The 14,653-nt window shown below is 31.8% G+C and carries 15 protein-coding genes; 9 read left to right on the top strand and 6 right to left on the bottom strand.

Annotated elements, in window-relative coordinates:
• Nucleotide 1: 1 nt before the first annotated feature.
• Nucleotides 2-826, bottom strand: a complete 825-nt coding sequence (folP, locus tag AAGV28_RS08680) for a dihydropteroate synthase (protein WP_373406428.1) — start codon at nt 824-826, stop codon at nt 2-4.
• A gap of 82 nt (nt 827-908) precedes the next feature.
• On the opposite strand from folP, the gene AAGV28_RS08675 reads away from it, so the two are divergent.
• The 6 genes from AAGV28_RS08675 to AAGV28_RS08650 all read left to right on the top strand — a co-directional run bounded on the left by AAGV28_RS08675 (nt 909) and on the right by AAGV28_RS08650 (nt 5,401).
• Nucleotides 909-1,457, top strand: a complete 549-nt coding sequence (locus AAGV28_RS08675) for a DUF1599 domain-containing protein (RefSeq protein WP_373406427.1) — start codon at nt 909-911, stop codon at nt 1,455-1,457.
• A gap of 5 nt (nt 1,458-1,462) precedes the next feature.
• Nucleotides 1,463-2,566 carry a BT_3928 family protein gene (locus AAGV28_RS08670; RefSeq protein ID WP_373406426.1) on the top strand — a complete coding sequence of 368 codons (1,104 nt, stop codon included), beginning with the start codon at nt 1,463-1,465 and terminating at the stop codon, nt 2,564-2,566.
• A gap of 260 nt (nt 2,567-2,826) precedes the next feature.
• Entirely contained in the window at nt 2,827-3,342 is a 516-nt protein-coding gene (locus AAGV28_RS08665) for a TlpA family protein disulfide reductase (RefSeq protein ID WP_373406425.1), read from the top strand.
• A 44-nt stretch (nt 3,343-3,386) separates the two neighbouring features.
• The gene (tpiA, locus tag AAGV28_RS08660) at nt 3,387-4,139 is read left to right on the top strand and encodes a triose-phosphate isomerase (RefSeq protein WP_373406424.1); all 753 of its coding nucleotides are present in this window, start codon (nt 3,387-3,389) and stop codon (nt 4,137-4,139) included.
• A 108-nt stretch (nt 4,140-4,247) separates the two neighbouring features.
• Complete coding sequence (prmA, locus tag AAGV28_RS08655; protein WP_373406423.1) at nt 4,248-5,081, top strand: 50S ribosomal protein L11 methyltransferase; 834 nt, start codon at nt 4,248-4,250, stop codon at nt 5,079-5,081.
• A 44-nt stretch (nt 5,082-5,125) separates the two neighbouring features.
• Nucleotides 5,126-5,401, top strand: coding sequence for an ATP-dependent Clp protease adaptor ClpS (locus AAGV28_RS08650; RefSeq protein WP_373391525.1), 276 nt, complete (start codon nt 5,126-5,128; stop codon nt 5,399-5,401).
• Nucleotides 5,402-5,541: 140 nt separating this feature from the next.
• Here AAGV28_RS08650 and AAGV28_RS08645 read toward each other — a convergent pair whose 3' ends face one another.
• Together AAGV28_RS08645 and AAGV28_RS08640 are read right to left on the bottom strand one after the other, a co-directional pair.
• Complete coding sequence (locus AAGV28_RS08645; protein WP_373406422.1) at nt 5,542-5,955, bottom strand: DUF6691 family protein; 414 nt, start codon at nt 5,953-5,955, stop codon at nt 5,542-5,544.
• Between the two features lie 210 nt (nt 5,956-6,165).
• Nucleotides 6,166-6,723, bottom strand: a complete 558-nt coding sequence (locus tag AAGV28_RS08640) for a YeeE/YedE family protein (RefSeq protein ID WP_373406421.1) — start codon at nt 6,721-6,723, stop codon at nt 6,166-6,168.
• Nucleotides 6,724-7,008: 285 nt separating this feature from the next.
• Between AAGV28_RS08640 and AAGV28_RS08635 the strand changes: the two genes are divergently transcribed.
• From AAGV28_RS08635 to AAGV28_RS08625, 3 genes are all read left to right on the top strand, one after another.
• A complete protein-coding gene (locus AAGV28_RS08635; RefSeq protein ID WP_373406420.1) occupies nt 7,009-7,428 on the top strand; it encodes a 2-dehydro-3-deoxyphosphooctonate aldolase in 420 nt (139 codons plus the stop codon).
• Nucleotides 7,429-7,552: 124 nt separating this feature from the next.
• Nucleotides 7,553-8,371 (top strand): 3-deoxy-8-phosphooctulonate synthase, encoded by an 819-nt coding sequence (gene kdsA / locus AAGV28_RS08630; RefSeq protein ID WP_373406419.1) that lies wholly within the window; start codon nt 7,553-7,555, stop codon nt 8,369-8,371.
• 341 nt (nt 8,372-8,712) lie between these two features.
• The gene (locus AAGV28_RS08625) at nt 8,713-9,813 is read left to right on the top strand and encodes a PAS domain-containing sensor histidine kinase (RefSeq protein WP_373406418.1); all 1,101 of its coding nucleotides are present in this window, start codon (nt 8,713-8,715) and stop codon (nt 9,811-9,813) included.
• 70 nt (nt 9,814-9,883) lie between these two features.
• Here AAGV28_RS08625 and AAGV28_RS08620 read toward each other — a convergent pair whose 3' ends face one another.
• The 3 genes from AAGV28_RS08620 to corA form a co-directional block, all read right to left on the bottom strand.
• On the bottom strand, nt 9,884-11,068 hold the full coding sequence (locus tag AAGV28_RS08620) for an acetate/propionate family kinase (protein ID WP_373406417.1): 1,185 nt from the start codon (nt 11,066-11,068) through the stop codon (nt 9,884-9,886).
• An 85-nt stretch (nt 11,069-11,153) separates the two neighbouring features.
• The gene (gene pta, locus AAGV28_RS08615; protein ID WP_373406416.1) at nt 11,154-13,247 is read right to left on the bottom strand and encodes a phosphate acetyltransferase; all 2,094 of its coding nucleotides are present in this window, start codon (nt 13,245-13,247) and stop codon (nt 11,154-11,156) included.
• A 211-nt stretch (nt 13,248-13,458) separates the two neighbouring features.
• On the bottom strand, nt 13,459-14,529 hold the full coding sequence (gene corA / locus AAGV28_RS08610; RefSeq protein WP_373406415.1) for a magnesium/cobalt transporter CorA: 1,071 nt from the start codon (nt 14,527-14,529) through the stop codon (nt 13,459-13,461).
• Nucleotides 14,530-14,653: the final 124 nt, after the last annotated feature.

The following is a 14,653-nucleotide window of genomic DNA, read 5'->3' as shown; positions in this document are numbered from 1 at the left end:
TTTAAAAATTTATTTTTTCGTATAATTTTACACATTCAACTGCTTCTTTTACATCGTGTACTCTCAAAATCTGGGCTCCTTTTGTTAAAGCAATCGTATTTAAAACAGTTGTACCGTTTAGTGCTTCATCGGCAGTAATTCTCAGTGTTTTATGAATCATCGATTTTCTGGAAACACCTATCAAAATGGGCAATTCTAAACCTTGAAACAACTCTAATTTTTGTATTATTTCATAATTTTGTGCTATGGTTTTTGCAAATCCAAAACCCGGATCTACAATCAAATCGTTGATTCCTAAACTTCTGGCTTGACTTATTTTTTCTGAAAAATAAAATAAAACATCCTTTACAATATCTTCATATACGGTCAAAGATTGCATGGTTTCAGGCGTACCACGCATGTGCATCATGATGTAAGGGACATTATATTTGGCAATAACTTCGAGCATTTTATCATCGAGATTTCCTGCCGAAATATCATTAATCATAGCGGCTCCATTTTCGATACAAACTTTTGCTACTTTACTTCTAAAAGTATCAATTGAAATTAAAATTTCTGGAAATTTTTTAACTAATAATTGAACAACAGGAACAATACGATTCAACTCTTCCTCTTCCGAAACAAATTCGGCGCTGGGTTTACTCGAATAGGCTCCAATATCAATAAAAGTAGCTCCTTCAACTAGCATTTTTTCGACCTTAGCTAAAATTTCCTTTTCGCTTGAATACCTTCCGCCATCAAAAAAAGAATTGGGCGTTATATTCAAAATCCCCATTACTTTAGGTTGAGATAAATCAATCAGCTGTCCTTTGCAGTTAATAGTCATTTTTTAATCTTTATTTTAAAGTTGAATCTTTTTAAAATTTATCCCTATTTTTGAGAAAATTTTAGACAAATATACATCAATAATGAAGAATACTTCTCAAGAATATGATAAGGTAATTGCAATTTGCCGTTCTTTATTTGCTAATAAAATGCAAGATTACGGCAGCGCATGGCGCATTTTAAGATTACCTTCTTTAACCGATCAAATTTTCATCAAAGCACAAAGAATTCGAAGTTTACAAGAAAATGAAGTTCGAAAAGTAGACGAAGACGAATCGGGCGAATTTATCGGAATAATCAATTATTCAATTATGGCTTTGATTCAGCTGGAATTAGGTGTTGTTGACCAACCCGATTTAGATTCCGCCAAAGCAATTCAATTGTATGATGCAAAAGTAAAATTGACTAAAGAATTAATGGAAGCTAAAAATCACGATTACGGCGAAGCTTGGCGTGATATGCGTGTAAGTTCATTGACCGATTTGATTTTGCAAAAACTACTTCGCGTAAAGCAAATTGAAGATAACAAAGGTAAAACAATCGTTTCGGAAGGAATTGATGCTAATTACCAAGACATGATTAATTACTCTATTTTCGCCTTAATTTTAATGGGTTTTGCCACTAACAAATAAGATTTATGAAGCAATTTATCACTCAATTTTCAAGACTGTTTGTTGGTGTTTTATTCATTATTTCAGGTTTAATCAAACTAAATGATCCTGTAGGTTTCTCCTATAAACTGGCGGAATATTTTAGCGAGCCTGTATTTAACATGCCTTTTTTAATTCCTTTTAGCTTGCCATTAGCCTTATTTTTAGTTATTGTAGAAGTACTTTTAGGAATCATGTTAATTATTGGCTATAAATCAAAATTCACAATTTGGAGCTTGTTACTCATGATTGTGTTTTTTACCTTCCTGACTTTTTATTCTGCTTATTATGATGTGGTAAAAGATTGTGGTTGCTTTGGAGACGCTTTACACCTTACACCTTGGCAATCATTTATAAAAGATATTGTTCTACTATTATTCATCCTTATTTTATATGTAAACAAAAAACTAGTAAAACCCTTATTTTTCAATAAAATTTTTCAAAATAGCATTGTTTTTCTAGGATTAGCAGCCTGTATTTTTATGGCCTATTCTGTTTTGAATCACTTACCAATAATTGATTTTCGACCGTACAAAGTGGGAACAAATATCCAAAAAGGAATGGAAATTCCCGAAGGAGCTCCTATGCCAGTTGTTGAAATGATTTTTATTTATAAAGTGAATGGAGTTAATCAGGAATTTACCGAAAAAGACTTAATGAATATCCCCGAAGGAGCTGAATTTGTTGACAGAAAAGACAAGATAATTAGCGAAGGCTACATTCCTCCTATTCATGATTTTACGATGACAAAAGACGGTTCAGATTATAAAGACGAATTGCTGCAAGAACCAAAATTGGTAATGATAGTAACTTATGATTTGACTTTATCAGATGTGGATGGAATGCAAAAACTTGCAAAGTTAAACCAAGATGCCACTGCAAAAGGATACAAAGTAATTGGAATGACCAATTCGTCTCAGGAAGAAATTGAAAAAGCACAAAAAAAACACAACCTAAAATTTGACTTTTATACCTGCGATGCTATTACCTTAAAAACAATAGAAAGAGCCAATCCAAGTATTGTAATTTTAGACAAAGGAACTGTGAAACAAAAAGTGCATTATAACGATATTCAAGATTTAAAACTCTAAAAAAATAGGCTCATAAAGACTAAATTTAGCATTTATGAGCTTTTTTTATGCTCTAAAAAAGCTAAAAAGACACCAAAAAAGCTTTTTTAGAGACTTATTTTAGATAGTATTTTTCGAATCGGAAAAATATAATATTAACTATTACGTTTTCATTTGTATTTTTACAACTTTTAAAGCTGTTTTTGTTATTTTATTAGTGATATTGTAAAAAATAGCTATCCAGAAACAGCAATCAAATTGTTTATTTTAACTTTGTTACAATGAAAAAAACAGAAAAATTTATCGCTTTTTTATTTCTCTTAGTTTGCGTTTCTTGTGCTAAATCGAATGCTCAAAAAACAGCATTTTCTAAGGAAGCTTTATCGGAAACTTTGATGGATACTCAGGACAATCAAGTAGCTTTCGAAACTATTTTATCTGAAAATAAAGGAAAAAATACGGTAATCGAAATTTGGGCTTCCTGGTGTGGCGATTGTGTAAAAGCAATGCCAAAAATAAAAGAATTACAAGCAGCACATCCTGAAACTAATTATGTGTTTATCTCAATGGATAAAACCGCTGATAAATGGAAAGCAGGAATAGAAAAACACCAGTTAAAAGGAGCACATTACATGGCTAATGACCAAATGGGTGGCGTTTTTGCAAAAGCAATGGATGTCAACTGGATTCCGAGATACATCATTATTGATAAAACAGGGAAAATTGCTTTGTATCGCGCCATAGAAACTGATTTTGAAAAAATCAATGCGACTTTAGATCAATTAGAAAAACAATAAATTAAGACTAACAAAAAATAAAATTCAAATATAACACTACTAAAATGAGAAAAAAGATTGTAGCAGGAAACTGGAAAATGCACAAAAATGCGGCACAAACTAGCGAATTATTAAGTGACTTACTTGCAAAAGTACCTGCAAATACTACAGCACAAGTAATTGTTGCGCCTACATTTGTAAACTTGGCTGCAGCAGTAAATCAATTAAAAGGATCTAACATTAATGTTGCTGCACAAAACGTTCACCAAACTGAAAGTGGTGCATTTACAGGAGAAATCTCTGCTGATATGTTAACTGGAGTTGGAGTAAACACTGTAATTTTAGGACACTCTGAGCGTAGAGCTATTTTTAACGAAACTGACGCTATCATTGCTGATAAAGTAAATACAGCTTTAAAACATGATATGACTGTGATTTTTTGCTTTGGTGAAGAATTAAAAGACCGTCAGTCTGACAATCATTTCAATATTGTTGAAAACCAATTGAAAGATGGTTTGTTCCAAATTGATGCTAAATCTTGGGATAAAGTGGTTTTAGCTTACGAACCAGTTTGGGCTATTGGAACAGGTGAAACTGCTTCGCCAGAACAAGCACAAGAAATGCACGAATTTATCAGAGAAACAGTTCTTAAAGCTTTTGGAAAAGAAATTGCTGAAAACGTAAGTATTCTTTACGGAGGTTCTGTAAAACCAGATAATGCTAAAGAAATTTTCGGAAAACCAGATGTAGACGGAGGTCTTATTGGTGGAGCTGCTCTAAAAGCAGATGATTTTGTTGCCATTGTAACTGCTATCTAAAAAAACATTTTTTATACTCTAAAAAGCGATAATTCATTTTATCGCTTTTTATATTTTTACAAGTTTCATAAAAGAGAAATACTACCTTTGCAAAAAATTAAATCAATTATGTCAAATATTTATATCGCCTACCATTTTAGCATTGAACCAAAAGAATTAGGTTCTGAAATTTTAATTGCCGAATTAGGCGAACTTGCTTTTGAAAGTTTTACGGAGACGGAAAAAGGAATTTCAGCTTTTGTACAAAAAGATTTATGGGACGAAATGATTCTTGAAAATGTAAATATTTTGCACTCAGAAGAATTTGAAATTGATTACAACTACGAAGAAATCGATCAGGTAAACTGGAATGAAGAATGGGAAAAGAATTTTGAGCCCATTGATGTAGATGGAAGATGTCATGTAAGAGCACCTTTTCACCCGAAAACAAGTGCTGAATTTGATATTTTGATTGAACCAAAAATGAGTTTTGGAACAGGACATCATGAAACTACTCACATGATGATTCAACATTTGTTAGAAATTGATGTTACAGGATTAAAAACCTTAGATATGGGTTGCGGAACTGCAATTTTGGCTATTCTTGCCGAAATGAAAGGCGCTCAACCTATTGATGCCATTGATATTGACAACTGGTGTTATTTGAATTCTATTGAAAATGCCGAACGCAACAATTGCAATAATATTAGCGTTCACGAAGGCGATGCTTCTTTATTAAAAGGCAAAAAATACGATTTGATTATTGCTAATATCAATCGAAACATTTTGTTGAATGATATGCAAACCTATGTAGATTGTTTAAATCCAAAAGGAACTTTATTGTTAAGTGGTTTTTACACTGAAGACATTCCGTTTATAGATGCTTCTTGCTCCGAAAAAGGCTTAACTTATGTTAAAAAATTCGAAAGAAACAACTGGGTTTCACTAAAATATGTAAATTAGTGCATTGTTTATTATCCAATAATTAAAGTACAAAAAACAATACAATGAGTACTAAAGAAAAAATTAGAGAAAGAGTAAGTGTACAAGAAGTCACAGCTAAAAACAACGAAATTATTGTCTACAATGATGATGTTAATACTTTTGACCATGTAATTGAAACCCTAATGCGTGTTTGCGAACATACTCCAGAACAAGCCGAACAATGTTCGTTAATTGTTCATTATAATGGAAAATGTACCGTTAAAACAGGACCAATTACAAAATTAAAACCGCAATGCACACAGCTTTTAGAAGCAGGTTTAAGTGCCGAAATTATTTAATACAACTACATACCCATAATACAAAAAGCATTCGCCTCGACGAATGCTTTTTTTTATGATTTTTTTAAAACCATTAAGAGATTTAAAAAAATTTAAATGTTCTTAAGTTTTTTTTAAAATAAATAGCAATAAAACTTTTCTTAATGAGGTAATTTATTTTTTAAAACTCCATATAAAAAGGTTCCAACCAAAGCTCCTACAAACACTAAAATTACACTGCTAAAACCAGCTCCTAGCAATATAAATATAGGTCCTGGACAAGAACCGACTAAAGCCCATCCTAATCCAAAAATCAATCCGCCTAAAAGATAACGAGCAGTTGAAGGTTCTTTTTCAGGAATACAAATAGGAATCCCTGAATTGTCTTTTAGTTTGTATCTCTTTATAATTTGGATTCCAATTATTCCTGTCAATACCGCAACCATAATAATTCCGTACATGTGGAAAGATTGGAATTGAAACATCTCATAAATACGATACCAGGAAACTGCTTCAGATTTGGTCAATACAATTCCGAAAACAAATCCAACCAAAATAAATTTTATTAATTTCATATTTTAATATTTATTGTTTTTAATAGGTAATATGTAATTCGCATAATACCTCTAGCTTTTTATAATTAATTTTAGTTTACGCTCATTTCATAAATTAAGTGGTAAAACTATATAATGTAGCATTTTGAAACGATATCATGTTGTTTAAAATAGTAACTTGTAGTAGTTTGAGCAATAAAGCCACTTTAGACTTTAAAACTTTCGACTAACTTATACAATTAAAGGTAAAATAAAATGAGCCATAATTAATCCGCCAATAAAAAAACCGATTACGGCTATTAATGATGGAAGTTGTAAATTACTCAATCCCGAAATAGCGTGTCCCGAAGTACATCCACCAGCATAACGTGATCCAAAACCAATTAATATTCCACCAATTATCAAAATCAAAATGGCCTTTGGAGATTCAAAAACCTGATTCGAAAACAAAGCCTCTGGCATTAATTTACCATCAGGAGCATCAATATTCATCTGCTCTAGCTGGAAAAGAGTCTGTGCATTTAAGCTTACATTAGTGGGATGGCTCAAATAATTTACTGCCACAAAACCGCCTAGCATTGCACCAGCAACTACAGCAAGATTCCATCGTTGTGATTTCCAATCAAAATCAAAAAAAGTGACTTTTTTCCCAGCACCAACCCAGCTGCACATAGTCCTCAAATTAGAAGACATTCCAAAAGATTTTCCAAAATAAATTAAAATCAGCATTATCAAGCCAATTATAAAACCCGAAATATACCAAGACCAAGTATGATAAATCAATTCCATATCTATTATTTTTTTTTTACAAAGTTAAATACTAAGTCTACAACTCAATGTGAGAAATGTTACATAAGGCAAAAAAAATATTCCCTTTAAATAAATACAAAAAAAACTAGCTTAAACTTTGAAGTTCTCAATATCTTTGTAAGACAATTAAGTGAACCAAACATTTCAAATTAATTCAATTTTATGAAATCGCAATTAATAACCAATTTACGTAAGCAAATACAAGAAAATAAAAAGCTAATACTCTTTATAATCTCCAAAAAAATAATTGTTACAATAATCTTAATGTTCTTAAGCAGCTCTTGTATTAGTACAAAATCAAGCTTGAAAAACGTAGATGATAACGCTCCAATACCTAAAATTTCTAAAGACAATACGTTTATCATTACTGAATACAGTAAGGACAAAAAATACGGTTATAATCAAGATTATCCCATCAATATTTTTTATTATAACACTAATAATGAACAGTTAAACGAAGAACGCTTTCTAAATGCTTTGGCTGGGCCTAAAGGAGAAAAAATTAGTTATACAAAATTAGAAACCTGCTGCCCGTTCCCATCTAAGAGAACAGCTATGGGAGCTGGATTTCTTAACGTTTATGAAATTCGTTGGGATGGTCAAAAAAAACCAATTCTTTTATATCTGAATATCTACGAAAAAGGATATTTAAAATGTCCTGTAGGGCTTTCGATAAAAAAGTAACAAATAACATACAATAGAATATCGGTATATTAGGTATTTTTTCTCTTCAATACCAAAAAAAACAGAAAATCAAAACTCTAAATAGCAAATCATAACTACATTTGCATTTACTAAAAAAACACCTATGAACATACAAAATATTCCTCAAATTAAGCATATCGAAAGTGGCAATTTCTTTTTACTTTCAGGTCCATGCGCCATAGAAGGAGAAGAAATGGCCATGCGCATTGCCGAAAAATTAGTTGGTATTACTGATAAATTACAAATCCCTTACGTTTTTAAAGGTTCGTTCAAAAAAGCAAATCGCTCTCGAATTGATAGTTTTTCAGGAATTGGCGATGAAAAAGCATTGAAAATTTTAAGAAAAGTATCCGAAACCTTTCATATTCCTACTGTAACTGACATTCATACAAATGAAGATGCGGATATGGCAGCTCAATATGTAGATGTTTTACAAATTCCTGCTTTCTTAGTGCGTCAAACTGATTTAGTTGTGGCTGCTGCCAATACAGGAAAAACAGTCAACTTGAAAAAAGGACAATTTATGAGTCCGGAAAGCATGAAACATGCCGTTCAAAAAGTATTGGATTGCAACAATCAAAACGTTATGGTTACGGATCGCGGAACAATGTTTGGTTACCAAGACATGATTGTTGATTTTAGAGGAATTCCTACTATGCAACAATATGCTTCAACGGTGCTGGATGTTACACATTCATTACAACAACCCAATCAAACAGCTGGAGTAACTGGTGGGCGTCCTGATAGGATTGAAACCATTGCCAAAGCTGGAATTGCAGTAGGTGTTGACGGAATTTTTATTGAAACCCATTTTGATCCTTCAAATGCCAAAAGTGATGGAGCTAATATGCTGCACTTGGACTATTTTGAAGATTTAATGACCAAATTAGTAGCTATTAGAAAAACCATCAATACATTCTAGTTTTAAACTTATAAAAACCTTCTTAAAAAGTTTATTCACTGCTTCTTGTGTAGCAGATGACAAAGCATCACAAGGTTTTTTCTTTTTCCAAAGAATTATTGCATTTGGAAGAATTTTTAAAAGATAAATAGAGTAAATCTTTATTTTTTTTATAAAGAGGTTTGTTTTATTACGAACCTCTTCCTTTTTCTTAACACCTCAATTAATTATTATATAAAATAAAAATGTATTTAGTGATTTAATTGCTAAAATAATTTATTTTTGTAAAAAAAAACTCTCCCAAGTCTTTTTTTAACCTATTTGCTTGTCCTAATACTATTTTAACCTTTTAGTGATTAATTATGACCAAGAATAGCGAGATTGACGTAACGTACGATTATGATGTGTTCAATAACTTTGAACAATTTTTTGATATATCGCACGACTTATTTTGTATAATTGGATACGATGGTTACTTTAAAAAAATTAACCCTGCTGTTTCCAAACTTCTAGAATACACTACAGAAGAGTTGTTAGCAAAGCCTATCAATTATTTTGTTTATAGCCAAGATAAAGAGAAGACCAGTTTAGCGAGAAACGAATTAAAGAGTCAAATTCCTCTATTTGATTTTGAAAACAGATACTTAACTAAAAGCGGACAAGTTGTATGGCTTTTATGGACCTCTACTCCTGTTGATAATGAAAAACTGATTTATGCTGTCGCTAAAAACATTACCTATAAAAAAGAACTAGAAGAAGAACGAAAATTACATATAAAAAAGCTAACTGAAATTAATAATGAATTCAAACAGCTAAGCTATTCCACAGCGCATGATTTAAGATCTCCAGTAAATAACATGCTTGCTGTTTTTGATTTAATGGAAACTGCCGATATTGAAAACAAAGAAACCTTAGAGTTCATCAAAATACTCAAAAGCACAACAGACACCTTAAAGGAAAATTTAAACGAATACATTAAACTTTTAAATTCTAAAAATGAAAGTAATTCGCAATTAGAAGAAATTGATTTAAATAGCTGCCTAAACGAGGTTTTAATTTCTATTAATTCATTAATAGAAAACTCAAAAGCTACAATTAACACTGATTTTTCTGAAGTTGAAAAAATTAATTTTAACAAATCTTATTTAAAGAGTATTTTTTTAAACTTAATTACAAACGCTATAAAATATGTCAAACCAAATACCTTAGCTAACATATCCATACATACTGTAAGAAAAAACAATTCTGTCCAATTGATTATTTCGGATAACGGAATAGGATTTGACATGGAAAAAGTAAAAGGAAAAATATTTGGTTTACATCAAACCTTCAATAACCATATTGATAGTAATGGAATTGGATTGTATTTAGTTCACAATCACATAACTAATCTTGGAGGTCATATTTCCCTTGAAAGTGAAATTAATAAAGGATCCAGATTTGTAATAACTTTCAATAATTAAGTGCGTCCTCCTTTATTTTTTTGGCTGTGATTATTTTTTTACAATCACAGCCAAAGGATTGTATTGTAGTCTAGTTTAAAATCAAATCGTACACCTGATTGGCTATTTCTAATTCTTCATTTGTGGGAACTACTAAAATTTTAGCCTTAGAATGAGTTGTATTTATTTCTCGAATGGCATTCGAACGAACTTCATTTTTTGTTTCATCTAATTCCAATCCAAAAAACTCCATGTCAGCACAAACAGCTTTTCTAATATAAGCAGAGTTTTCTCCAATTCCTGCAGTGAAAACAATGGCATCAATTCCGTTCAAAACTGCCGCATAAGACCCAATATATTTTTTAATGCGATACACATTCATATCCAAAGCCAACCTACAATTAGTATCTCCATTTTCGGCATTCGCCTGAATATCTCTTAAATCACTGTGACCGGTAAGCCCGAGCATTCCGCTTTGTTTTTGTAATACGGTGTTAACTTCGCTTAATTGATAACCTAAAGTATTGACCATATAAAAAATAACCGATTGATCGATGTCTCCGCTTCGTGTTCCCATAATTAATCCATTCATGGGACCAAATCCCATACTATGATCGATACTTTTTCCGTCTTTTACCGCAGTAATGCTACAACCATTTCCTAAGTGAATCGTAATTATTTTGCTGCTTTTCTCTAAAAAATCAATTGCTTTTTCCGAAACATATTTATGAGACGTTCCATGAAAACCGTAGGCTCTGATTTTATTTTCGGTCAATAAGTAATTTGGAATCGCATAACGATACGCCACTTCGGGCATGGTTTGATGAAAAGCAGTATCAAAAACCGCTACTTGTTTAGCCGAAGAAAAAACCTCCTCGGCAACAATAATCCCTTCTAAATTAGCCGGATTATGCAAAGGTGCAAGTTCAAAAAGTTGTTTTATCTTTTCTTTTATTTCATCAGTAATTAAAACGGTATTCGAAAAACTAGCACCTCCATGAACTACTCTATGACCAACAGCATCAATTTCTTGCGTGCTTTTAATTACACCAATACTTTCATCCAATAATAATTTCGAAATTTTCTCTAATCCTATTTTATGATTTGGAATAGGCAAGATTTCTTCCAATGAATCTTTATTGGTTTTATACGTTAAATTTGAAGTTTCTAATCCTATTCGATCAATCATTCCGCTACAAATTATTTCTTTTGTAGGCATGTCAATTAATTGGTATTTTATTGAAGAACTTCCTGAATTTATAATAACTATTTTCATTTACATTTCATTAAAAGATTAAAAAATTGAAATATTTAAAGATTCATTTTTAAATCATTTAATATTTCAATCTTTAAATTAAAAATTACAATCCCTGCGCCTGAATCGCTGTAATTACCACTGTGTTAATAATATCATCTACGGTACAACCACGGCTTAAATCGTTTACAGGCTTGTTTAAACCTTGCAACATCGGTCCAATGGCTAATGCTCCCGTTTCACGCTGAACGGCCTTGTACGTATTGTTTCCTGTGTTTAAATCGGGAAAAATAAGCACACTCGCCTGTCCTGCTACTTCGGAGTTAGGCATTTTACTTTTTCCAACTTCCATATCAACGGCAGCATCGTACTGAATAGGCCCTTCTATTTTTAAATCGGGACGTTTTTTCTTTACAATTTCAGTTGCTGTTCGCACTTTTTCTACTTCATCTCCTTTTCCAGATGAACCGGATGAGTAAGACAACATCGCTACTTTAGGCTCTATTCCAAAAGCCAGGCTTGAATCGGCAGAAGAAATGGCAATTTCGGCTAATTGTTCCGCAGTAGGATTCGGATTAATGGCACAATCTCCAAAAATAGAAACCCTGTCTTCCAGACACATGAAAAAGATAGAAGAAACTACACTAGAATTCGGTTTAGTTTTAATGAATTGCAAAGCGGGTAAAATAGTATGTTGTGTGGTATGCGCCGCTCCTGAAACCATTCCGTCCGCGTGACCTTTATACACCATCATTGTACCAAAATAAGACACATCTTCCATTAAATCTTTGGCCATAGCCATAGAAACATTCTTGTTTTTTCGAAGTTCATAATAGGTATTTACATAATCTTCATAATATTCAGATTCAATAGGACTAATAATATTCACTTTCGAAAAATCGAATGCAATTCCTAATTCGGCAACTTTATTCTCTATTTGTTTTTTATTTCCAATAATCGAAATATCAACTACATTCATCGCTAGTAATCGCGAGGTTGCAATAATAATCCTGTCGTCATTTCCTTCTGGTAAGACAATATGTTTTCGATGCTGTTTGGCTCTTTTTACTAAATTGTACTGAAACATTTTTGGTGTCATTCCTTCAGCTTCAAAAGCACTCAATTTGTTTGACAAATCATCTAAATCGACATACTTTTCAAACGTACTTATCGATGTTTCGATCTTGTGTTTATTCTCAGCGTAAATTTTAGATTTTATAGCACCTATCTTATTGGTTATTCGATATGTACCTCCATCTACTGAAATAATTGGTACAACACTATTTAAACCTTCAATAAGTTTTAAAATGCTATCTTCCGGCAGAATATTTCCCGTTAAAACGATACCAGAAACTGTTGGGTAATTAACGGATTCATTGGCTTGTAAAGCTCCCAAAATAATATCGGCTCTATCTCCCGGAGTAATCACCAACGCATTTTCTTTTAAGTGCAATAAATAATTTCGCAATTGCATAGCACCTACACTAAAACTTCCTACTTCATTGTTGATAAAATCTTTACCAAAGAGAATCTTAGCATCCAGTTCCTCCACTATTTCTTTAACGGTAGGATTATCTAAACTCGAAATCACAGGAATAGCGCTTACCAAAACTTCTTTGGGTAAAACACTTCGCAAACCATCTTCTGCCAATTTTAAGTTTTCTGGCTGAATTTTATTGGCTATAAAAGCCAAGACTTCTACTTCTTTATTTTTAAAAGAATCATACGCTAGGTATCCACTATCCAAAAATTCTTCCAGTGTTTTCCCAACTCCCGAACCTACAATTATTGCCGGAATTCCTAAGTTTTTAGCAATAAGAACATTCATATCTAATTCGATAGCTGTTCCTTCTCCACTAAAACTGGTTCCTTCTACCAGAACAAAATCAAAACGCTCTTCTAAATATTTGAATTTTTCAATAATTAAATCTAAAACATCGCCTATTTTTCCTTTATTCTTCTTCTTGATTAACTGGCTCTTGGTGATGGCAAAAGCATCTTCAAACCGAATATCCAAACCAAAATAAGAAATTACGGTTTCGATATGGTTATCTAATTTTCCGTCTTCAAAATCTTCAACAATAGGTCTAAAATAACCCACTTTAGCTGTTTTACCAATAAGCATACTCATTAATCCCAGAGTAATAATCGATTTTCCGCTATTACTTTCAGAAGTAGCAATATAAATAGCTTTGTTCATTTTATTGTTTTTTACACATTATATATTCGTTATAATTCAACTTTAATTATCATTTTCAATACTTAGAGCCTGTTTAAATTTATTTTTTTTTAAATAATTTTCTTTTTCCCCGTCCCGCCGCGGCGGGTGGAAAATTTCTTAAAAATTCATCAAAATTACATCCGCCACGGCGGAATAGGGAAATTAATTTTGATGATTTTTAAACAAGCTCTTAGAACCATTTAATTTTTTTAAAATAAGCTACCATTCCCATCACAATTAAAAACATCACACCAATAACAATATAATAACCATTTTTATATTGCAGTTCTGGCATGTACTCAAAATTCATCCCATAAACACCTACAATAAACGTAAGCGGAATAAATATGGACGAAATTATAGTTAGCGTTTTCATGATCTGATTCATTTTATGTCCTTGAGACGAGAAAAAGAAATTTGACGCACTCTCTACTATTTCCATATCCGACTCGATTTGCTCTAAAAGTTCCAAACTTTTTTGATGCAAACGAGAAAAATAGACATAGGAATCTATTTCAATTACATTACAAATAACATCTTCTTTCAAACTCTTAATTCCTGTCAAAGAATCACGAAGCGGAATAATAGCGCGCTTTAAAAAATTAAAATTATCCCGGTGTTTTTCAATTCTAATTAAAATCTTAGGATCAGCACTTACTTTAGAAAGCGTTAGTAATTCTTCCACCTTATCTTCTTCATTCTCAATTGTAATATAAAAATTTTCAATCACCGCATCCAAAAGCAAGTACAATAAATAATCAGCTCTTTTAGTGTGAACAATACCTGTTTTTGTGCGAATACGTTCCCTGATGTGTGTGAAAAAATCGCTTCTTTTTTCTTGAAAAGAAATCAAAACACCTTCTTTCAATAAAAAACTAATTTGTTCTACACTAATATTGTCGGAATTCTCAGCTGGTAAAATTGATTTTATGTTAAAAAACAAACTAGAGCTAGATTCTTCCAGTTTGGTTCTTCGAGTAGTATTTAAAATATCCGAAAGCCAAAAACTATCAATTTGAAAAAAAGCACCAATACCTTCTACAATTTCAATATCATTCAAACCATGCAAGTTCAACCAATTGTTTTTGCTTAAATCAATACATTGCTTTAAATCAGAAAGGGTTATATTATGATTTTCGACTAAAGAGGATTCATCATAAACAAACAGCTGCATTTCCGATTCGTACCGCTTATGTTTCCCCGTATATTCAAGTGGATTGGGCTGTACTTTTCGTGCTTTCTTATATTTAATTTTCCGCATACAAAAATCATTTGACAGTAATATTACAAAAAAAACTTGGCAAAGCAGAACAACTTAACATTAAAAAAACACGAATTAAATGAGAGTACTATTTCATTTTTTAAAAGGAAAAAGGGTTCAACTT

Source organism: Flavobacterium zubiriense, assembly GCF_041729725.1.
GTDB classification, from domain to species: Bacteria; Bacteroidota; Bacteroidia; order Flavobacteriales; family Flavobacteriaceae; genus Flavobacterium; species Flavobacterium zubiriense.
The sequence above is the reverse complement of the archived record's forward strand: the minus strand, read 5'-3'. Positions and strand labels throughout refer to the sequence as shown.